At 69.5% G+C, this 20,165-nt stretch carries 23 protein-coding genes and 2 pseudogenes; 19 read left to right on the plus strand and 6 right to left on the minus strand.

What is annotated here, in order from left to right; all coding sequences use genetic code 11:
* Positions 1-3: 3 nt before the first annotated feature.
* Complete coding sequence (locus J0I43_RS02040; protein WP_292858200.1) at positions 4-747, minus strand: SGNH/GDSL hydrolase family protein; 744 nt, start codon at positions 745-747, stop codon at positions 4-6.
* Positions 748-1,356: 609 nt separating this feature from the next.
* On the opposite strand from J0I43_RS02040, the gene J0I43_RS02045 reads away from it, so the two are divergent.
* Positions 1,357-1,590 carry a hypothetical protein gene (locus tag J0I43_RS02045; RefSeq protein ID WP_292858228.1) on the plus strand — a complete coding sequence of 78 codons (234 nt, stop codon included), beginning with the start codon at positions 1,357-1,359 and terminating at the stop codon, positions 1,588-1,590.
* Positions 1,591-1,610: 20 nt separating this feature from the next.
* Positions 1,611-1,946, plus strand: coding sequence for a hypothetical protein (locus tag J0I43_RS02050; RefSeq protein WP_292858231.1), 336 nt, complete (start codon positions 1,611-1,613; stop codon positions 1,944-1,946).
* On the opposite strand, the gene J0I43_RS02055 is transcribed toward J0I43_RS02050, so the two are convergent.
* The gene (locus J0I43_RS02055) at positions 1,915-2,235 is read right to left on the minus strand and encodes a hypothetical protein (protein ID WP_292858234.1); all 321 of its coding nucleotides are present in this window, start codon (positions 2,233-2,235) and stop codon (positions 1,915-1,917) included. The two genes, J0I43_RS02050 and J0I43_RS02055, sit on opposite strands and share 32 nt — an antisense overlap.
* A gap of 236 nt (positions 2,236-2,471) precedes the next feature.
* Between J0I43_RS02055 and J0I43_RS16435 the strand changes: the two genes are divergently transcribed.
* Complete coding sequence (locus J0I43_RS16435) at positions 2,472-2,681, plus strand: DUF3263 domain-containing protein (protein WP_367267535.1); 210 nt, start codon at positions 2,472-2,474, stop codon at positions 2,679-2,681.
* Positions 2,682-2,933: 252 nt separating this feature from the next.
* Here the strand turns inward: J0I43_RS16435 and J0I43_RS02060 are convergent, their stop codons facing one another.
* The gene (locus J0I43_RS02060) at positions 2,934-4,193 is read right to left on the minus strand and encodes an MFS transporter (protein ID WP_292858237.1); all 1,260 of its coding nucleotides are present in this window, start codon (positions 4,191-4,193) and stop codon (positions 2,934-2,936) included.
* Positions 4,190-4,633: a MarR family transcriptional regulator gene (locus J0I43_RS02065; protein ID WP_292858240.1), complete on the minus strand. Its 444-nt coding sequence runs from the start codon at positions 4,631-4,633 to the stop codon at positions 4,190-4,192. The genes J0I43_RS02060 and J0I43_RS02065 overlap by 4 nt, the downstream gene beginning before the upstream one ends.
* A 155-nt stretch (positions 4,634-4,788) precedes the next feature.
* Between J0I43_RS02065 and J0I43_RS02070 the strand changes: the two genes are divergently transcribed.
* The 9 genes from J0I43_RS02070 to J0I43_RS02110 are packed head-to-tail and all read left to right on the plus strand — an operon-like array spanning position 4,789 to position 13,483.
* The gene (locus J0I43_RS02070) at positions 4,789-6,006 is read left to right on the plus strand and encodes a substrate-binding domain-containing protein (RefSeq protein WP_292858243.1); all 1,218 of its coding nucleotides are present in this window, start codon (positions 4,789-4,791) and stop codon (positions 6,004-6,006) included.
* 28 nt (positions 6,007-6,034) lie between these two features.
* Entirely contained in the window at positions 6,035-6,829 is a 795-nt protein-coding gene (locus J0I43_RS02075; protein ID WP_292858246.1) for an ABC transporter ATP-binding protein, read from the plus strand.
* A complete protein-coding gene (locus J0I43_RS02080; protein WP_292858249.1) occupies positions 6,826-7,536 on the plus strand; it encodes an ABC transporter ATP-binding protein in 711 nt (236 codons plus the stop codon). The genes J0I43_RS02075 and J0I43_RS02080 overlap by 4 nt, the downstream gene beginning before the upstream one ends.
* Positions 7,533-8,408: a branched-chain amino acid ABC transporter permease gene (locus J0I43_RS02085; protein ID WP_292858252.1), complete on the plus strand. Its 876-nt coding sequence runs from the start codon at positions 7,533-7,535 to the stop codon at positions 8,406-8,408. Before J0I43_RS02080 ends, J0I43_RS02085 begins: the two co-directional genes overlap by 4 nt.
* Entirely contained in the window at positions 8,405-9,559 is a 1,155-nt protein-coding gene (locus tag J0I43_RS02090) for a branched-chain amino acid ABC transporter permease (RefSeq protein WP_292858254.1), read from the plus strand. Before J0I43_RS02085 ends, J0I43_RS02090 begins: the two co-directional genes overlap by 4 nt.
* Positions 9,556-11,154: a class I adenylate-forming enzyme family protein gene (locus tag J0I43_RS02095; protein WP_292858257.1), complete on the plus strand. Its 1,599-nt coding sequence runs from the start codon at positions 9,556-9,558 to the stop codon at positions 11,152-11,154. The genes J0I43_RS02090 and J0I43_RS02095 overlap by 4 nt, the downstream gene beginning before the upstream one ends.
* 13 nt (positions 11,155-11,167) lie before the next feature.
* Complete coding sequence (locus J0I43_RS02100; RefSeq protein ID WP_292859036.1) at positions 11,168-11,842, plus strand: TetR/AcrR family transcriptional regulator; 675 nt, start codon at positions 11,168-11,170, stop codon at positions 11,840-11,842.
* Entirely contained in the window at positions 11,835-12,587 is a 753-nt protein-coding gene (locus tag J0I43_RS02105) for a 3-hydroxybutyrate dehydrogenase (RefSeq protein WP_292858260.1), read from the plus strand. Before J0I43_RS02100 ends, J0I43_RS02105 begins: the two co-directional genes overlap by 8 nt.
* Positions 12,584-13,483, plus strand: coding sequence for an alpha/beta fold hydrolase (locus tag J0I43_RS02110; protein ID WP_292858263.1), 900 nt, complete (start codon positions 12,584-12,586; stop codon positions 13,481-13,483). The genes J0I43_RS02105 and J0I43_RS02110 overlap by 4 nt, the downstream gene beginning before the upstream one ends.
* Before the next feature lie 3 nt (positions 13,484-13,486).
* Here the strand turns inward: J0I43_RS02110 and J0I43_RS02115 are convergent, their stop codons facing one another.
* Entirely contained in the window at positions 13,487-14,278 is a 792-nt protein-coding gene (locus J0I43_RS02115) for an IclR family transcriptional regulator (RefSeq protein WP_292858265.1), read from the minus strand.
* Between the two features lie 104 nt (positions 14,279-14,382).
* Between J0I43_RS02115 and J0I43_RS02120 the strand changes: the two genes are divergently transcribed.
* The 4 genes from J0I43_RS02120 to J0I43_RS02135 are packed head-to-tail and all read left to right on the plus strand — an operon-like array spanning position 14,383 to position 17,519.
* Entirely contained in the window at positions 14,383-15,183 is an 801-nt protein-coding gene (locus J0I43_RS02120; RefSeq protein WP_292858268.1) for a CoA transferase subunit A, read from the plus strand.
* Position 15,184: 1 nt separating this feature from the next.
* The gene (locus tag J0I43_RS02125; RefSeq protein ID WP_292858271.1) at positions 15,185-15,838 is read left to right on the plus strand and encodes a CoA transferase subunit B; all 654 of its coding nucleotides are present in this window, start codon (positions 15,185-15,187) and stop codon (positions 15,836-15,838) included.
* The gene (locus J0I43_RS02130; protein WP_292858274.1) at positions 15,835-17,025 is read left to right on the plus strand and encodes an acetyl-CoA C-acetyltransferase; all 1,191 of its coding nucleotides are present in this window, start codon (positions 15,835-15,837) and stop codon (positions 17,023-17,025) included. The genes J0I43_RS02125 and J0I43_RS02130 overlap by 4 nt, the downstream gene beginning before the upstream one ends.
* A gap of 53 nt (positions 17,026-17,078) precedes the next feature.
* Positions 17,079-17,519 carry a GNAT family N-acetyltransferase gene (locus tag J0I43_RS02135; protein ID WP_292858277.1) on the plus strand — a complete coding sequence of 147 codons (441 nt, stop codon included), beginning with the start codon at positions 17,079-17,081 and terminating at the stop codon, positions 17,517-17,519.
* 124 nt (positions 17,520-17,643) lie between these two features.
* Here J0I43_RS02135 and J0I43_RS02140 read toward each other — a convergent pair whose 3' ends face one another.
* Positions 17,644-17,898 (minus strand): hypothetical protein, encoded by a 255-nt coding sequence (locus J0I43_RS02140; protein ID WP_292858280.1) that lies wholly within the window; start codon positions 17,896-17,898, stop codon positions 17,644-17,646.
* Between the two features lie 43 nt (positions 17,899-17,941).
* Between J0I43_RS02140 and J0I43_RS02145 the strand changes: the two genes are divergently transcribed.
* The 3 genes and pseudogenes from J0I43_RS02145 to J0I43_RS02155 all read left to right on the plus strand — a co-directional run.
* Entirely contained in the window at positions 17,942-19,363 is a 1,422-nt protein-coding gene (locus J0I43_RS02145) for a trehalose-6-phosphate synthase (protein ID WP_292858283.1), read from the plus strand.
* A 107-nt stretch (positions 19,364-19,470) separates the two neighbouring features.
* Positions 19,471-19,599: pseudogene (locus J0I43_RS02150) on the plus strand (trehalose-phosphatase); the annotation flags it as partial.
* Positions 19,600-19,777: 178 nt separating this feature from the next.
* Positions 19,778-20,164, plus strand: a pseudogene (locus J0I43_RS02155) (trehalose-phosphatase); the annotation flags it as partial.
* Position 20,165: the final 1 nt, after the last annotated feature.

A 20,165-nucleotide genomic window follows, 5' to 3' on the forward strand; every position in this document is an offset into this window, starting at 1 on the left:
TCGTTAGCCGGCGAGCGTGTTCAGATCGGTTATGAGGCGTTCCGCGAATACTCGATAGCCATCAGCGGAGGGGTGGTTATCTGCCCCGATCACAGTCGAGATGTTCTGAGCGTTGAACCACGACTCGTCTTGCGGTGAGATGAAGTAGACGTCCGTCTTGGCTTGGGCGGCGGCCCGGATTCCCGAGCTCACGTTCGCATTGGAGGGCGTAACCGGAATCACCGCCGTTGAAGGACCGATGACGACGATCGGAACGCCGGGATACTTTTCATTGAGTCCATCGATCGTTCGTTTGGCTGCTTCCCTGACCTCCACGGAGCCAGAGCCTTCGTCGTTCAAACCACCCTGAAGGATGATGATGCTCGGCGGCTCAATGGGAAGAAGTGGTATCCGGTCCGGGTAAAGCGTCCCGCCATCGCCCCGATTCTGCGTGTACCCAGTGCCCTGCTCTCCATAGTTGGCGGCGACCCACCCGAATGCGTCCGCCACGATGGGGACATAACCTTCGGTGTCGTCGACGCTTTGTCCGAACGTCCAGGAGTCGCCGACAAACATGGCCGTAGACCCGGGTGGCGGCAGTACGAGCGGGGCCGCAGTGGGCGTCGGGGTTGGGGTTGGGGTCGAGAAGTCGAACGATGCACTCGGACGCGGCGTGTGCGTTGAGGCGACCGTCGTGCGAGGCATCTGCGATATCCCGAAGCCAACCATAGCGACGATGGCGACCACGGCGGAGACGATGAGCCACATCGGTGCTCCGCCGTACTCCTGACGCCAGAACCCGCCCGGTTGTGAACTCGATCGTCGGTGCCTCGTCTTCCGCATGCGCACGATCCTACCGAGCGCGGAAACACCCACTGCTCCACCTCGCGCCCGCAGCGGATGCGAACCTTGTCGACCTGGTCACCGAACGAGCATGATGATCAATCAAGGAGGCCCAGCATGATCACGAAGGATCAGTTCGAGGCTTTACAGCGTGGAGTTCCGACCCGGGCGTATCTGCTGGATTCTGGGCGGCGCGTTATCGTGCAGTGCCTCTGTGGTTGGCCTGGGGATAATGGCGAACCCGGTTGCGAAGGATGGGCGATGGTCCCTCCGGAAGATGCAGCAGGGTGGAATCCAGAGTTGGGCCGTGTGACCAACTGGAGGGCGCACGACGCACATATCGAGCGCCAGCCGGAGGGCTAGACGAAGTTCCGCATTCGACCGCATCCGCACGATCACCCCACCTGACCACTACTCCACCGATAGTTCAACATCACGACACAGCCCCCGGCTGCCTCACCCTGAGGCGGCCGGGGGTTTTCGCTGTTCGCGTCCCGCGACGGGTGAAGGGCGGCCGTCGATAGAGTGCCAGCCATGATCCAGGTCTTCCTCGCAGGTCAGCACGCGCACACCCTCGCGACCATCGAGCATCTCGACTCGCCGCCGGATGAGCTCGAGTATGGCGGAACGTGGTGGGTACGAAGTGGCGATGCGCCCCGACACACAGTCAGCGGCGGGCAGGCGCTGCCCAGCGTGTCCCCCTTGCTGCCGATGTACATCCCGCGTGATCTGAAGCGGCGTCCTGACCCGGTAGAGACTCGGCTGTAGTCCGACACATGAAACCGCCCATGGCGAGCCTCGCGGCTCCGCTGGGGGCGGTTTCGTCGTACGCGTGGGATCATCTCGACATGGCGAAACGTGAGCGCTCGAGGGAAGTTGCTGAGGCGCTCGCCGCGCTCGGCGACACGAAGTACTACGACCGGATCTCCAACGAACTGCTCGAGATACTCATCGCCTACGGCCCGCCCATGCGCGAGCCGAAGTTCAAGGGCAACCACGAAGAGTATCTGCTCGCCGTCAACGCCTACTTGAGGATCGCGCAGACGCAGGAAGCAAAAGACCGAGCCGCTGCGCTTGCCGCCTATTTCGGCTTCACCGAGGAGCCGTCCCCGTCCGGTGGGTGACGGCGTTGCGCCAGACGACGACGCTGCGGGTGCCGCGGTCCGTGTTCCATTCGACGATCACGACGCGGTCGTTCCATCCGGTCGCGACCGCGGGGACGCGCTCCGCGGCGTCGTGCGGCCACGTGATCCACGCCCACACTGACGGTCGCGTCTGACCCTGCGGCACCCATTCGATGGGGTTCGGGCCGTACGCCTGCTGCGGGAGGGTGCAGGGTGGGTCGGGTGACGCTGCGAGTTTCTCCGCGGAGCGTTGCGCGTAGTACTCCTCGTACCGTCTGCTGGTCCCCATGGCCGGCTGTTCCTTCCTCCGGCCGAGGCGAGTCTACGGCTGAGGGTCGGACATGTGGGACGGCATTGACTCGATGAATACGTGCCCGCACGCCCGGCATTCGAACCCACGCCGCAACGATCTGAGGACGGTGCCGCACGTCGGGCACACGGGCTGCACCGCATCGCCGAGGCCGTCATCGCTGATCATCACGTCAGGGTACGGGAACGTCGGAACCCCGCGGCAGGATCATCCACATGCCCACCGTCCCCCAACTCCTCGACTTCGCCTCCCGTCACCCGAACATTCGCGGGACGGTGGAGGAACGCATCCGGACTGAGCTCGGTGTGACACCGGCGCGGTACTGCGTGCTCCTGCACCGTGCGGCCGCGTCTCTGGAGGGGCAGTCACACGACGCCATCACCGCGCACAGGGTCCTCCGGCAGCTCTCAGGCGTGTCGGGGTGACCGACTCCGCTGGTTCCCGCGGATCCGCGATTTACTCGACGTTTTGAGCCACAGATCGCCCCCAATCACCCCGACCGATCACGACTTGAAGGCGCGTGATTCCGCGCGAAACCCGTCCATTCACGCCCGCTCCCAACTCACCATCAGGCGAACTCCTTACCAGTGGGTTCTGGGTTCGAGTCCCAGGGGGTGCACCGCGACGAGAACGGCCCCGGATCACTCCGGGGCCGTTCTCTTTGGTCGCGCGTCGGCTCAGGCCGCATCACCGATGAGGACGGCTTCCGCCTCCTCCGCGGCGTCCGCCTCGTGATCGTCGATGCGCTTCAGCGCGGGACGACCGAAGAGGATCACCGCGGCCGAGATCACGACGGATGCCGCGGCGAACCAGAACGGCACCGACGCGTTGAAGGCGTGCCACAGCGCCGCCGCGATCGGGGGAGCGGCGGCGCCGCCGAGGAACCGCACCGCGGAGTACGCCGAGGAGGCGACCGAACGTGGCAGGTCGGTGGCCTCCATGACCGATTCGGTGAGGATCGTGTTCATGAGCCCGAGGAGGAGGCCGCCCACGATGATGCACGTCACGAGGGCCGCGGGGGTGGCGACGACGAAGCCCGCGACGACGAGGTCGAGCGCCAGCAGCGGCAGGACGAGGAGCATCGCCGTGCTGCGCTTCAGACCGCGCAGGAGCAGCGGCGCGACCCAGACGCTCGTCACGGCGAGGGCCACACCCCAGCCGAAGAACGTCAGACCGATGCCCATCGCGCCGAATCCGAGCGGGAAGGGCGAGAACGCGAGCAGGACGAAGAAGCCGATGTTGTAGAACAGTGCGGCGATCGCGAGCACGGCGAGCGCAGGGCGGCCGAGGGCCTTGAACGGCGCCGAGAGGGGGATCGGCTCACGCTTCTCTCCCTTCGAACGCACGAGGACGGACACCGCGACGAACCCGATCGCCATCAGGGCCACGACGCCGAAGAACGGTCCGCGCCAGCTGATCTCGCCGAGGAAGCCGCCGAGGAGCGGACCGATCGCGATGCCGAGGCCGAGCGCGGCCTCGTAGAGGATGATCGCGGCGGCGGAGCCGCCCGACGCGGCTCCGACGATCGTCGCGAGCGCCGTCGAGATGAACAGGGCGTTCCCGAGCCCCCACCCCGCGCGGAAGCCGATGACGGCGTCGACGCTGCCGGAGACGGCGCACAGCAGGGCGAACACGACGATGAGGCCGAGGCCCGTGAGGAGGGTCGCCTTCGTGCCGATGCGGGACGAGATCCAGCTCGTGAAGAGCATCGCAAGCCCGGTGACGACGAGGTAGCTCGTGAAGAGGAGCTCGGTTTCGACGGGGGCCGCCTCGAGCGATTCCGCGATGGCGGGGAGGATGGGGTCGACGAGGCCGATGCCCATGAACGCGATGACACACGCGAAGGCGACGGCCCAGACCTGCGCCGGCTGACGCCACACGCTGACCTTCCCGCCTGACGGCGATGTGGACGCGGACGCGTGCACGGCCCCGCTCATCGGGTCGCCTCGAGCGCCGGCGCCTCGAGGCGCGTGCGCTCTTCGACGATGTCGGCGGCGCGGCGGATGGCGGCCCACTCGTCGTCGTCGAGGTCCGCGAAGCGGGGTGCGAGGGCCTCGCCCAGCACGCGCATCCACTCGTCGAGGGCCGCGAGCCCGGCATCCGTCACCGTGACGACCGTCGCGCGCGAGTCCTGCGCGTCGGCGCCGCGTTCGAGCAGGCCTGCCTCGGTCATCTGCGCGACGAGGCGTGTCATGCCGGGCTGGGTGACGCGGCTCAGCGCCGCGAGGTCGCCGATGCGCTGCGGACCGTACTCGCGCAGCAGGGTGATCGTCCGCCACTGCGCGGCGGGCGCTTCGTTCCGGGTCTCGAGCGACGCGACGCGCGTGAGGGCGTGTGCGCCGGTGACGAGCCGGAGGATGTCTCGATCGTGTTGCATACCCAAAGTATATACCCGAGGTATCTATCGGTTGGGTTATCGAATCGTGATCGACGGCGACGCGTGCCGCATTTGACACGAGCGGCACACCTGAACAGACTCTCAGTATCTGAATCATGTTTCAGGTATTCCTTCCAATGGTGAAAGGCACGCACATGCGGGTTACGAAGAAGTTGCTCCCGAAGGCAGCGCTGGTGGGGGCTGTGGTCGCCACCGCCGCTCTCGCCCTGGCGGCCTGTGCGCCGCAGACCGCGGCGCCCTCCGCAAGCGACAGCGGAGAGGCCGGCCCCGCGGAGATCTCCGTCGGCATCATCACGAGCGAGACCGGCCCCCTCGCCAGCTACGGCAAGCAGTACCTCGACGGCTTCAAGGCGGGTCTGGATTGGGCCACCGACGGCACGGGTGAGGTCAACGGCACCAAGCTCGACATCGACTACCGCGACGACGCGGGCGTTCCCGACACCGCCGTCGCGATCGCCAAGGAGCTCATCGGCTCGGGCACCAACATCCTCGCCGGCAGCGCCTCCTCGGGCGTCGCGGCGGCGCTCGCCGAGCAGGCCGGCCAGAACAAGGTGCTCTTCCTCTCCGGCCCCGCGGCCGCGGACGCGATCACGGGCATCAACGGCTACACGTTCCGCACCGGTCGTCAGTCGGCGCAGGACGTCGCCACCGCGGGTACGTTCCTCGGCGATCTCGAGGGCAAGAACGTCACGGTCTTCGCGCAGAACAATGCGTTCGGCCAGGGCAACGCGGCCGCCGTCGAGGCGATCCTCGGGGCGAAGGGCGCGACGATCACCCCCGTCCTCGTGGCGGAGGATGTGACTGAATTCACCCCGTTCGCCCAGCAGGTGCTCGCCGGCAACCCCGACCTCGTGTTCGTCGCGTGGGCGGGCGCCACCTCGGGCGCCATGTGGCAGGCGATGAGCCAGCAGGGCGTGTTCGACAAGGTCCCCGTCGTCACGGGTCTCGGTGACTCGGCGACGTTCGGTGCGTACGGTGAGGCATCCGACAAGATCAGCTTCCTCAACCACTACTTCCCGGGCGCCCCCGACAACGAGGTCAACGACGAGATGGTCAAGGCCGTCGAGGCCGCCGGTGGCACGCCGGACCTCTTCACTCCCGACGGCTTCAACGCGGCGATCATGCTCGTGCAGGCGGTCAAGGAGGGCAAGGGCGACGTGGATGCCATGGTCAAGGCCCTCGAGGGATTCACCTTCGACGGCCCGAAGGGGAAGCTCGAGGTCCGCGCGAGCGACCACGCGCTCATCCAGGACATGTACCAGGTGAAGCTCGTCGCGAACGGCGGTGCGTTCACGCCCGAGCTGGTCGCGACGGTCCCGGCGAAGGACGTCGCCCCCGCCGAGAAGCAGTGACCCTGCCCTCCGAGGAGAAGTCGCACACATGAGCACTCCAGTCCCGTCCGCGCTGAAGATCGAAGGCCTCGGCCTGCAGATCGGCGGCGCGACCATCCTGAAGGATGTCGACCTCGACATCGCGCCCGGAAGTCTCGTGGGCGTCATCGGGCCCAATGGTGCCGGCAAGACCACGTTGTTCAACGTGATCTCCGGTGTCGCGAAGCCCACGTCGGGCCGCATCCTGATGCACGGTGAGGACATCACTCGTTCGTCCGTGCCCCAGCGGGCGCGGGCGGGACTGGGGCGCACCTTCCAGACATCGAGCCTGTTCCCGAGGCTCAGCGTCCTCGAGAACGTCCGGATCGCCGCTCAGGTCGGTCTCGGCGGCAACTACTCCCTGCTCCGCTTCCCGCGCCGCACGGATGCCGCGACCCGCATCGCCCTGGGGCAGCTCGTGAAGGTCGGTCTCACCCACAAGCTCGACACCGCCGCGGGCGACATCTCGCACGGTGACAAGCGCAAGCTCGAGATCGCAGTGCTGCTCGCGACCGAGTCGCGCATCGTGCTGCTCGACGAGCCGATGGCGGGCGTCGCGTCGGGTGACGTGCCCGGGCTCGTCGACAACATCCGCGAGATGCAGCGCGACACACAGTGCACCGTGCTGATGGTCGAGCACCACATCGACGTCCTGATGGGGCTCGTCGACCAGGTCGCCGTGATGTACTCCGGGTCCATCATCGCGTTCGACGTCCCGCAGAAGATCATGGAGAACCCCCTCGTGCAGAGCGCGTATCTCGGCCGTACGGCCTCCTCCGACCAGACAAAAGGATCCGCCGCATGAGCGCGCCGATCCTCACCGTGCGGAACCTGTCCGCGTCGATCGCCGGCCAGCAGGTCGTCGAGAGCGTCACCTTCGATGTCCCCGCGTCCGGCATCACCGCCGTCCTCGGCCGTAACGGCGTCGGCAAGACGTCGTCGATCCGCGGCATCCTCGGCCTCATCCATCGCCAGGGCGAGATCACCCTCGCGGGCGAGCGGATCGACGGACTGAAGACCCACCAGATCGTCCAGCGCGGCGTCGGGTACGTGCCGGAGGACCGCGAGGTGTTCGCGGGCCTCAGCGTCGCCGAGAACCTCGCCCTCGCCGAGCGCGACAAGAACCCGCGCCGCGAGTTCGTCGCCGAGCTCTTCCCCGATCTCGTCGCACGCCGCAACCAGGCCGCGGGGACGCTCTCGGGCGGCCAGCAGCAGATGGTCTCGGTGGCGCGGGCTCTGCTCAACGACAATCGGATCCTCCTCGTCGACGAGCCGACGAAGGGCCTCGCGCCCAAGATCGTCACGGAGGTCGCCGACGCGCTGCAGGAGGCGTCGAAGACCGTGCCGATCCTTCTCGTCGAGCAGAACCTCGACGTCGTACGGCGCCTCGCCGACGATGCCATCGTCATCGCGGGCGGCCGCGTCGTCCACACCGGGAAGGCACGCGACATCCTCGACGACGAGTCCCTCACCACGCGCCTGCTGGGCGTCAGCGCGGAGGCGCACGCATGAGCAGCATCGTCCTCATCCTCCTGACGGGGGTCGGCCTCGGCGCCCTCTACTTCCTCGTCGCCTCGGGCCTCAGCCTGATCTACGGCCTCATGCACGTGCTGAACTTCGCGCACGGCGCGTTCCTCACGCTGAGCGCCTTCATCGGCTGGCAGGTCGCGCAGGCGCTCGGGACCGCCTCGTGGGGATCGTTCCTCGCGTCGATCCTCGTCGGGGCCGTCGTCGGCGCGATCTTCGCAACGCTGACCGAGCTGGTCCTCATCCGCCCCCTCTACGAACGTCACATCGAGCAGGTGCTCGTCACCGTCGGTCTGTCGTTCGCCGCGGTGGCGCTCTTCGAAGGGATCTGGGGAACGGATGCCGTGAACATCGCCGGTCCGCCCTGGCTCAAGGGCACGACCGAGGTCCTCGGGGCACGCATCCCGAACACGTACTGGATCCTCATGCTCGCCGCCGCCATCGTGCTCGTCGCGCTCGTCCTCTTCCTGAAGAAGACCCGCTACGGCATGATCATCCGCGCGGGCGTCGAGAACCGTTCGATGGTCACCGCCCTCGGCATCGACGTGCGCAAGAGCTTCACGCTCGTCTTCGCGATCGGCGGGGCGGCCGCCGGGATCGGGGGCGTGCTCGCGATGCACTACACGACCTTCGTCTCGGCGCACCTCGGCCAGACGCTCCTCATCTTCGCGTTCATCGTGACCGTCATCGGCGGCCTCGGCTCGCTCACGGGCGCGGCGATCGCGTCGGTGCTCGTGGCGGTGCTGCAGCAGTTCGCGAACGTCTACCTGAGCGGCACGGGCGACTTCATCGTCGTCGCCCTCCTCGCCGTCGTCCTGCTGGTGCGCCCCACCGGCCTCCTGGGGAGGAAAGCATGACCGTCACCACCGGGGTCCCCACCCTCCTACCGGGCCGTAAGGGCGCCTACCTGCCGTTCGTCGTCGGCGCCGCGCTCGTCGTCCTGATGGCGCTGCTGCCGCTGCTGAACATCTCGATCCCCGGCATCCTGCCCGGGGCGACGTACACGCCGGGCTCGCTCGCGCTGCTGTCGCTGTGCCTCGTCTACGCGGCGCTCGCGCTGTCGTACAACCTCCTGCTCGGCACCTCGGGCATGCTGTCGTTCGGCCACGCCCTGTACTTCGGGGCCGGTGCCTACGGGCTCGGGCTCGTGCTGAAGCTCCTCCAGGTGCCGCTCGCCGTCGGCATCCCGCTCTCGCTCCTCGGCGGCCTCGTGATCGCCGCATTCACCGGTTCGGTCGCGATGCGGGTCTCCGGCATCCCGTTCGCGATGGTCACCCTCGCGTTCGCGCAGGCCGGCTCGGTGCTGGTCCGCCGCAATCAGCAGGTCACGGGCGGCGAGGAGGGCCTGCGCCTGCCGGTCGAGCTCGTCCCCGACTGGCTCGTGGGCGTCGTCAACACCCGCAATCTCTACTGGGTGTGCCTCGCCGCTCTCGTCGTCGTCTACCTCGTCGTGCTGTGGGTCGACCGTTCGCGCCTCGGCCACCTCGCGCAGGCGACGCGTGAGAACGAGCTGCGTGTGCAGGTGCTGGGTCTTCGTCCGTACGCGGCGAAGCTGATCGTCTTCGTCGTCGCGGCGCTGTGCGCCTCGCTCGCCGGCATCGCCTACATGCTCCTGCAGTCGGGCACGCAGCCCTCGAGCGTCGGGGCGGATCTCACGATCACGGTGCTCGTCATGGTCGTCCTCGGTGGCGTCGGCTTCCGCTGGGGTGCCATCGTGGGAGGCGTGCTCTACACGATCCTCGATCAGCGGCTGAAAGTGCTCGCCCGCTCGGAGTGGATCGACGCTCTCCCGGGGTGGCTGCAGATCCCGTTGTCGGAGCCCCTGTTCCTCCTCGGCGTGCTGTTCATCCTCGTCGTGATGTTCCTCCCCGGCGGCATCGCGGGGACGATCGACACGTGGGTGCGCCGCCGGCGCGGTGAGCGCACGCGCACGCAGCTGCGCCAACTCGACGACGGCGCCGACGCCCGGAACGAGGCCCAGGGCGACGCGGTGGAGGCCCGCGTATGACCGCCGTGACGGATGCCGGGATGGATGCCGCATACGTCGACGGCGCGCACACGATCGGGCGGTGGCTGACCGACCGCGCCGCCAGTGCTCCCGACCACACCGCGATCGACGATCGCGGTGTCCGGATCGGCTATGCGGACCTGGAGACCCGCGCGAGCGAGCTCGCCGCAGCGCTGCGGCGAGCGGGCTACGGTCCCGACGACCGCATCGCGACGGTGTCGGGGAACTCGATCGACCACGTCGTGGCGTTCTTCGCGTGCGCGAAGAGCGGCGTCGCCTTCGTCCCGCTGTCGTGGCGGCTCGCGCCGCGCGAACTGGCCGAGGTGCTGACCCAGTCCGCCCCCGCCCTCGTGCTCGTCGAGGACGAGTACGAGGGTCTCGCCGCTGACGCGCTGCGCCGGGTGGCGGGCCGCCATCCGGTGGCGGCCCTCGGGACGACGGGCGTCGAGGCCGCCGTCCCGGCGCGCAGCGGCCCCTCGCGGTCGGGGGCGCCGCGGGGTGTCCGCGATGACGACGCCCTCCTGGTGATCTACACGTCGGGCAGCGAAGCGGCGCCCAAAGGCGTCGTGCTGACGCACGCGAACTGCTTCTGGAACAATCTCGCCCTCGCGGGCGCGCAGCAGCTGACCGGGGACGACGTCGTTCTCGCGATGCTCCCGCAGTTCCATGTCGCGGCGTGGAACTGCCAGCCGCTCCTGGCGTGGTGGGTGGGCGCGACGGTCGTGCTCGAACGCTCGTTCCAGCCGCAGCGCATCCTGCAGCTGCTCGCCGAGCGCGGCGTCACGGCGATGATGGGCGTGCCCACGCAGTATCGCCTCCTCGCCGACGACCCGGCATTCGCTCAGATCGCGGCGGGGCCGTTGCGTCAGGCGCTCGTGGGCGGGGCGACGGTGCCGACCGACCTTGCCGCGCAGTGGGCGGCGGCGGGCGTCCCCCTCACACAGGGGTACGGGCTCACCGAGGCCGCGCCGAACGTGCTGTGCCTGCCGGCATCCGATCTCGGTCGTCACCCCGGCGCGGTCGGGCGGCCGTATCCGCACGTGGACGTCTGCGTCGCCGACCCCGAGACGGGCCTCGTCCTCGGGGGCGAGGCGACCGGCGAGCTGTGGGTGCGGGGGCCGAGCGTCTTCGCCGGGTACCTGCACGACGATGCGGCCACGGCGCGGGCGTTCGCGGGAGAGTGGCTGCGGACGGGCGACATCGTGCACCGCGATCGCGACGGCGTCTTCCGCATCGTCGACCGGCTCAAGGACATCTTCATCTCCGGCGGCGAGAACGTCGCGCCCGCCGAAGTCGAACGCGCGCTCGCGCTGCACCCGGCGATCGCCGAGGTCGCGGTCGTCGGAGTGCCGGACACGGTGTGGGGCGAGCGCGGAGTCGCCTTCGTCGTCCGCACGGGTGGCGCGGCGCTCGGCGAGGACGAAGTTCTGGCGCACGCGCGCGCAGAGCTCGCGGGCTACAAGGTTCCCGTGCGTGTCGCGTTCGTCGACGCGCTTCCGCGGTCGACGATCGAGAAGCTCGCCCGCTCGCGCCTGCGCGCCGCAGCAGCAGAACTGACGGCGGCAGAACTGATGAAGGAGACATCCCATGAATGACGCGGTGTCCCGCATGACCCTGGATACGGCCGAGCCGACCCCGGCCCTGTCGGCGACCGGCAAGCCGCTCACCAAGCGCGGCGAGGCGACGAGGCGCAAGCTCCTCGAAGCCGCCGAGGAGGTCTTCGCGAGCCTCGGGTACCACGAGGCATCCATCGTGAAGATCACGGAGCGCGCGGGGATCGGCCTCGGAACGTTCTACCTGTACTTCGACAGCAAGCAGCAGATCTTCGAAGAGCTCGTGGTCGACCTCAACCGACGGGTGCGCCACTCGATGAGTGAGGCGATGGCGGGTGCGTCGGGCCGCATCGAGGCCGAGCGTGCCGGTTTCGAGGGCTTCTTCCGCTTCACGGCCGCGCACCCCGCGCTGTACCGCGTCGTCCGTGAGGCGGAGTTCGTCTCGCCCGAGATGCTGCGCCTGCACTACACGCGCATCGTGGACGGGTACGAGGCGGGCCTGCGCGCGGCGCAGCGAGACGGGGATGTCGACGAGGCGCTCGATCCCGAAGTCACCGCGTGGGCCCTCATGGGTGCGGGTGAGCTCATCGGCATGCGCTACCTCCTCTGGGAGCGCGACGAGCACGACAACCCGCCGAATGCCATGCCCGACGCGGTCATCGACCACATGACGAGATTCATCCGCAATGCGCTCGAACCGCGCCGCACCCCGGGAGGTTCCCATGACTGAGCAGGACCTGGCAGGCCATCGCGCTCTCGTGACGGGCGGCGCGAGCGGGATCGGCCTCGCCTGCGCGCACGAGTTCGCCGCGCGCGGCGCGCATGTGATCGTCGCCGATTTCAACAGGGATGCCGCGCATGCGGTGGCCACGGAACTCGGCGGCCAGGCGTGGGTGGTCGACCTCTCCGACACCGCTGCGCAGGAGGATCTCTCGCTCGACGTCGACATCCTCGTCAACAACGCCGGCATCCAGACCGTCGCGCCGATCGAGGAGTTCGACCCGGAGCGGTGGCGCTTCATGCACCGGCTCATGGTCGAGTCGCCGTTCCTCCTCATCCGCGCCGTTCTCCCCGGCATGTACGAGCGCGGCTGGGGGCGGATCATCAACATCTCGAGCGCCCACGGACTGCGGGCGAGCGCGTTCAAATCCGCCTACGTGTCGGCGAAGCACGCGCTCGAGGGGCTGTCGAAGGTGACGGCGCTCGAGGGCGGTCCGCACGGCGTCACGAGCAACTGCATCAACCCGGCCTACGTGCGCACCCCCCTCGTGGAGAAGCAGATCGCGGATCAGGCGAAGGTGCACGGCATCCCGGAGAGCGACGTCGTCACGGAGATCATGCTCACGGAAGGGGTCGTCAAACGCCTCGTCGAGGCCGACGAGGTCGCCTCGCTCGCGGGGTGGCTCGCGTCGCACAAGGCAGGCATGGTCACGGGCGCGAGCTATACGATCGACGGCGGCTGGACCGCCCGATGACCCGCGCGGTCCACCGAGTGAACGTCCCGGTCTCCGGGGGCGATCTCGCCGTCGGCGTCTGGGATGCCGAGGACTCCGCCGCGCCGACGATCCTCGCGATCCACGGCGTCACGTCGTCGCACCTCGCATGGGAATTCCTCGCCGAGGCGCTGCCGGGTGTGCGGATCGTCGCCCCCGACCTCCGCGGGCGCGGACGCAGCAACGATCTCGTGGGCCCGGCCGGCATGGCCGCTCACGCGGCGGACCTGGCTGCCGTCTCGGCCGCGCTGGGCCTCGGGCCGGTCGTCGTGGTCGCGCACTCGATGGGCGCGTTCGTCGCGGTCGCGTTCGCGGCGCGGCATCCGGATCTCGTCTCGCGACTCGTGCTCGTCGACGGGGGACTGCCTCTCGGGGCGCCCGCCGGTCTTGCGCCCGAGCAGCTCGTCGACGCGATCCTCGGGCCCACGGCGGCGCGTTTGAACCTGCGCTTCGCGAGCGACACGGAGTACCTGGACTTCTGGCGCGCGCACCCGGCGTTCGTCCGCGACTGGACTCCGGAGCTGGAGCGCTACCTCGCCTACGACCTCGTTCCGGCGGGGGAGGAGGGGCTGCGCCCGGCGACGGCCTACCTCACGACGGTCGAGGACACGATCGACATGAACACGACGAGCACGGTGACGGACGCCCTCGTGGTGCTCGATCGCCCGGCGACGCTCATCACGGTGCCGCGCGGACTGCAGGACGAGGAGCCGGGGCTCTACCCCGAGGAGCATCTCGCGCGCCTGCTTGCGGCGAATCCGCGGATCGCTCACGACCGCTGGGACGGCTTCAACCACTACACCGTCGTGCTGAGCGCGGCCGGCGCTGCGCGTCTCGCCCGCGTCGTCACGCACGAGCTCGCTCTCGCCGGCGTGTGACGCTCAGCGCGCCGAGGCGGCGACGCGGGTCGAGAGCTGGTGCGCGTGCGCGAGGAGCGTGCGCCCGAGCTCGGGGATGCGCTCCGGCGTGAACCGGAACTCGACCCCCGTGAGGCTCAGCGCCCACTGCGGGTGGCCCGACGCCGTGAACACCGCCGCGCCGAGCCCGAAGCTGCCCGAGACGATCAGACCCGGGTTCAAGGCGAAGCCGCGGGCGTGCGTCTCGCGCAGTCGCGCACGCAGGCGCGGCTCCGCATGGGCGCCGCCGAAGCGCTCGGGGAGTTCCGGGTGGCGTTCGAAGTAGGCGTCCACATCGTGGGGAGGCAGGAACGAGAGGATCGCGAGCCCCGCCGATGCGACGCCGAGCGGGAACCTCGTGCCCTCGGAGAGCACGAACGAGCGGATCGGGAACGCGCCGTCCTCGCGCATGAGGCACACCGTCTCGTCGCCGCGCCTCACCGACAGGAACGCGCTCTCCTCCGTGCGCACGGCGAGCGAGCGCACGATGTCGCGGGCGATCGCGGTGATGTCGTAGCGAGATGCCGCGACGGTCCCCATGAGGTACAGCTCGGGCCCCGGCATCCACCGACCTGTGCGCTCGTCCTGGTCGACGAGGCCTTCGTGGTGGAGCGCCGTCAGAAGGCGGTGGGTCGTCGGCCGGGTGAGGCCCGCGCGTCGCGCGAGGTCCGCCACGGTCGAGCCGGTGTCACCGGCGCCGGTGACCAGACGCAGGAGCGCGGCGGCGCGCGCGATCGCCTGCGCGCCGGGGACGCTCGAAGCGGACGCAGTGTCCATGATGTGGACATTAGGGGATCGAGCGCCCACATCGCAAACAGCGATGCGCCGGCGTGGTGATCGAGAGCGCACGATGGAACCACACGGATGACGAAGGAGTTCACGTGATCGACAAGACGTATGCCTCGGCGGCAGAGGCCGTCGCAGACATCCCCGACGGCGCCTCACTCGCCGTCGGCGGCTTCGGGCTGTCGGGCAACCCGATCGCCCTCATCGAGGCGCTGCTCGCGCAGGGGACGAGCGACCTCAGCATCGTCAGCAACAACTGCGGCGTCGACGACTGGGGTCTCGGGGTGCTGCTGAACGCGAAGCGAATCCGCAAGATGACCTCCTCGTACGTCGGCGAGAACAAGGAGTTCGAGCGGCAGTTCCTCTCCGGTGAGCTCGAGCTCGAACTCACCCCGCAGGGCACCCTCGCCGAGAAGCTCCGAGCCGGCGGCGCCGGCATCGCGGCGTTCTACACCCAGACGGGCGTCGGCACGCAGGTCGCCGAGGGCGGTCTGCCGCGCAAGTACGACGGACGGGGCGGCATCGCCGTGGCATCCCCGCAGAAGGACGTCCGCGTGTTCGCCCCGGACGGCACCGAACGCGATTACGTCCTCGAAGAGGCGATCGTCACCGACTACGCCCTCGTGCACGCGGCGAAGGGCGACGTGCACGGCAACCTCGTCTTCAATAAGGCGGCGCGGAACTTCAACCCGCTCGCCGCGATGGCCGGCACCGTCTGCATCGCGCAGGTCGAGGAGCTCGTCCCGGCGGGGGAGCTCGACCCCGACAGCATCCACCTGCCGGGCATCTACGTGCACCGCATCGTCGAGGTCGGCCCCGACATCGAGAAGCGCATCGAGCGCCGCACCGTCTCCGTCGCCGATGCCCTCAGCCGCCCCGTCCCGGAAGGAGCCTGACATGGCACTCACCCGCAACGAGATGGCCGCCCGCGCGGCCGCGGAGCTGTCCGACGGCTCCTACGTCAACCTCGGCATCGGCCTGCCCACGCTCGTCCCGAACTACGTCCCGGACGGCGTCACGGTCGTGCTGCAGTCGGAGAACGGCATCCTCGGCGTCGGCCCGTATCCGACGGAGGAGCACGTCGACCCCGACCTCATCAACGCCGGGAAGGAGACCGTCACCGTCCTCCCGGGCTCGGCCTTCTTCGACTCGGCGACGAGCTTCGGGATGATCCGCGGCGGCAAGATCGACGCAGCCATCCTCGGAGCGATGCAGGTCTCGGCGTCGGGGGACCTCGCGAACTGGATGATCCCCGGCAAGATGGTCAAGGGGCCCGGCGGTGCGATGGACCTCGTCCACGGCGCGGGTCAGGTCATCGTCCTCATGGAACACACCGCGCGGGACGGCTCGGCGAAGATCGTCGAAGAGTGCTCGCTCCCGCTGACGGGGCGCGGCGTCGTCGACCGCATCATCACCGACCTCGCCGTCATCGACGTGACCGAGGAAGGCCTCGTGCTCGTCGAGACCGCGCCGGGCGTCACGGTCGACGAGGTCGTCGCGGCGACCGAGCCCGCGCTCATCATCTCGGAATCGCTGAAGGAGATCGCATGACCACGCACACCGACGACATCGTCATCGTCGCGGCGGCCCGCACACCGCAGGGGCGTCTCAAAGGCCAGCTGGCGTCGTTCACGGCGCCGCAACTCGGCGGCTTCGCGATCGCCGGGGCGCTCGCGAAGGCCGACATCCCGGCGGATGCCGTGGACGCGGTCATCATGGGGCAGGTCCTGCCCGCGGGCTCCGGGCAGAATCCGGCTCGTCAGGCCGCTCTCGCGGGCGGGATCGGCTGGGACGTCCCCGCGTCGTCCGTCAACAAGGTCTGCCTGTCGGGGCTCACGGCGATCATCGACGCGAAGCGCATGATCGCCTCGGGTGACGCCACCGTCGTCGTCGCGGGCGGCATGGAGTCGATGACCCGTTCCCCGCACCTGCTCATGGGGTCGCGCGACGGATGGTCCTACGGGTCCGTCGAGGTGCTCGACCACATGGCGTACGACGGACTGACGGATGCCTACGACAAGGAATCCATGGGCGCCTCCACCGAGCGGCTCAACCCGACCTTCCACGTCACGCGAGAGGGGCAGGATCACGTGGCCGCGCTGTCGCACCAGCGGGCGGCGGCGGCCCGCGACGGCGGCCTCTTCGATGCCGAGATCGTCACCGTCGAGGTGCCGCAGCGGCGGGGTGAGCCCGTGCAGGTCAGGGCCGACGAGGGCATCCGGGCGGAGACCACGGACGAGACCCTCGCGGGGCTCCGCCCGGCGTTCGCGAAGGACGGCTCCATCACGGCGGGCAATGCATCGCAGATCTCCGACGGCGCGGCAGCCGTCGTCCTCACGACGCGTGCGCACGCGGCGGAGGCGGGATGGCCGGTGCTCGCCGTCGTCGGCGCTGCGGGCCAGGTCGCCGGCCCCGACAACTCTCTGCACGCGCAGCCCGCGCGCGCGATCGCGCAGGCGCTCGGGCGGCAGGGGATCGCGGCATCCGATCTCGATCTCATCGAGATCAACGAGGCCTTCGGGGCCGTCGTCGCCCACTCGCAGGCCGAGCTCGGTGTCGGCGAGGACGTCGTCAACGTGCACGGCGGCGGCATCGCGCTCGGGCATCCGATTGGCGCGTCCGGGGCGCGACTGGTCGTCCACGCGGTGCACGAACTCGTACGGCGCGGGTCGGGCACGGCGGCGGTCGGCCTCTGCGGCGGCGGCGGTCAGGGTGAAGCGCTCATCGTGACGCGCTGAGTGACGCGTTGATCCTCGAGCCGATCTCCGGGCGCGGCGGCTAGGCTCGACGGGTGACCACGATCTCGCCGCTGCGCGCGGACGACCGCGCCGAGTGGGCGCCGCTCTGGGCCCAGTACCTGACGTTCTACGAGAGCACGCTCGACGACGCGGTGACCGACGACGTCTTCGCGCGTCTCGCCGCCGAGGACGGCCTGTACGGCGCCCTCGCGCGCGACGACGAGGGACGCGCCGTGGGGTTCGTGCACTGGCTGTTCCACCCCTCCACGTGGTCCACGACCGGCTACTGCTACCTCGAAGACCTCTTCGTCGCCCCCGACGTCCGCGGCGGCGGCGTCGGATCCGCGCTCATCGGCCACGTCCGTGGCGCCGCCGAGGCGACCGGGGCGGACAAGGTCTACTGGCTGACCCAGTCGGGCAACGCGGCGGCGCGGCGCCTCTATGATTCCCTCGCGACCGACACCGGTTTCGTGCACTACGAGATGGAGCTGTGACATGTGCTACCCCGTGACCTGCCAGACCTGCGGCAAGACCACCTGGGCCGGCTGCGGCGAGCACGTCGATGCCGCGCTCGAGGGCGTCGCGGCCGCCGACCGCTGCAGCTGCCCGCGCTGATCGTCAGCGCTCGAGGCGCTTCTTGAGGAGCTTCTCTTCGCTGCCGTGGACGGGGGAGTCCGTCGCGATCAGGCGACCACGTGTCGCGCGATACGTGTCGATGATCGTGCCGATCGACAGCGCCAGCGTGATGCCCCAGCTGATCCACGCGAGGGCCTGACGCCACGTGAACGGCACGTCGCCGCGCACGCCGCGCAGGAGCGCCATCCCGCTCGTCACGGCGGAGATGATCCCGGTTCCGAACAGGTACTTGCGCATGGGTCCACGTTAGCCTGGAAAGAACCCCGCCGAGAGGAGCGTCATGAGCGCCCACACCGACCGCGCAGGGGCGAAGGCTGATGTCGTCGTCGTCTCCAACCGGCTTCCCGTCGATCGATCCGATCCGGAAGACGAGTGGAGGCGCTCGCCCGGGGGCCTCGTCGCGGCCCTGGAGCCGGTGCTGCAATCGACCGGCGGCGCGTGGGTGGGCTGGCCCGGGCAGCCGGATGCCGAGGTCGCGCCCTTCCGCTTCGACGGGATGGAGCTCGTGCCGGTCGCACTCTCCGCGGAGGACATCGAGCTCTACTACGAGGGCTTCTCCAACGACACCGTCTGGCCGCTCTATCACGACGTCATCTCCCCGCCGGCATTTCACCGCGAGTGGTGGGACGCCTACGTCCGCGTCAACGAGCGGTTCGCGCGCGCCGCGGCGTCCGTCGCCGCGCCGGATGCGACGGTCTGGGTGCAGGACTATCAACTGCAGCTCGTCCCGCAGCTCCTGCGCGAGCTGCGCCCCGATGTGGTGATCGGCTACTTCCACCACATTCCGTTCCCCGCATACGGCATCTACGCGCAGCTGCCGTGGCGCCGCCAGGTGCTCTCGGGGCTGCTCGGCGCCGACGTCATCGGTTTCCAGCGCGTCGCGGACGCCGGCAACTTCGCCCGTGCCGTCCGCCGCCAGCTCGGCTACGAGACGAAGGCGGGGGCCATCCGCGTCCCGACGGAGGACGGGGGAGTGCGCACAGCCGTTGCGAAGGCGTATCCCATCTCGATCGACGCGGCCGCGTACGACGAGCTCGCCCGCCGTCCCGACGTGCAGGCGCGCGCACGGGAGATCCGCGCGAGCCTCGGCGACCCCGCGACCGTCCTCTTCGGCGTCGATCGGCTGGACTACACGAAGGGCATCGGCCACCGCCTCAAGGCCTACGGCGAGCTCCTCGCCGACGACCGGCTCGACGTCGAGGACGTCACCCTCGTCCAGGTCGCGAGCCCGAGCCGTGAACGCGTCGCCGCGTACATGCAGCTGCGCGACGAGATCGAGCTGACGGTCGGCCGCATCAACGGCGACCACGACACCGTCGGGCACACCGCGATCAGGTACCTCCACCATTCCTACCCGCGCGAGGAGATGGTGGCGCTGTATCTCGCCGCCGACGTCATGCTCGTGACGGCGCTGCGCGACGGGATGAACCTCGTGGCGAAGGAGTACGTCGCGAGTCGCGTCGACGGACGGGGCGTTCTCGTGCTCAGCGAGTTCACGGGAGCGGCGGACGAACTGACCCAGGCGATCCGCGTGAACCCGCACGACATCGAGGGTCTGAAGGACGCGATCATGACCGCGATCGAGATGCCCGAGGACGAGCAGCGGAGACGTATGCGGGCACTGCGGCGGCGGGTGCGCGACCACGACGTCGCCGACTGGTCCCGCTCATTCCTGGGCGATCTCGACAGCGTCACCCGATGACGCCCGATGCCGCGGTCGCGACGCTCGCCGGGACCGAACACCTCCTCGTCGCGCTCGACTTCGACGGCACGCTCTCGCCGCTCGTCGACGAACCGATGGCTGCGCGGATGCTTCCCGAGGCGCGCGCGGCGCTCGAGGCTCTGACGGCCGCGCCGGCCACCGTCGTCGCGCTCGTCTCGGGCCGGAGCCTCGCCGACCTCCGCGTGATCGCCGAGCACACCGACGACTCGACGGTGCGCCTCGCCGGCTCCCACGGCGCCGAGTACTGGACGCCGGAGTCCGACGCTCCTACGACCGCCGACGCGCACCCGGTCCTTCCCGGGCGGTGCGACCGCGCAGGAGGGTGCCGAACGCGACCGCCTCTCCACGCAGGCACGACAGCTCGTCGCCGATGTCCCGGGCGCACGGGTCGAGCCGAAGGCCTTCGGATTCGCGGTGCATTCGCGCACCGTCGCCGCGCCCGACCGTCAGGGCATGCACGACCGCGTCGATGCCCTCATGTCCGAGGAAGCTCCGGCGTGGCGCCGTCGCACGGGGCACCACATCGTCGAGTACGCCTTCCGCGACGTGGGGAAGGATGCCGCCGTGCAGTGGCTGCGGCGGGAGACCGGGGCAACGGCCGTGCTCTTCGCGGGCGACGACGTCACCGACGAGGATGCGCTCGCGACGCTCGAGCCCGGCGATGTCGGCGTCCGGGTCGGCGCGGGCGACACCGCGGCATCCGTGCGTGTGGACGGCATCCCACAACTCGCGGAGATGCTTGTGCACCTCGCGCACGAGCGGTCCCGCAGGCGGGAATAGA

The organism is Microbacterium sp., from assembly GCF_017305435.1.
Classification (GTDB): Bacteria; Actinomycetota; Actinomycetes; order Actinomycetales; family Microbacteriaceae; genus Microbacterium.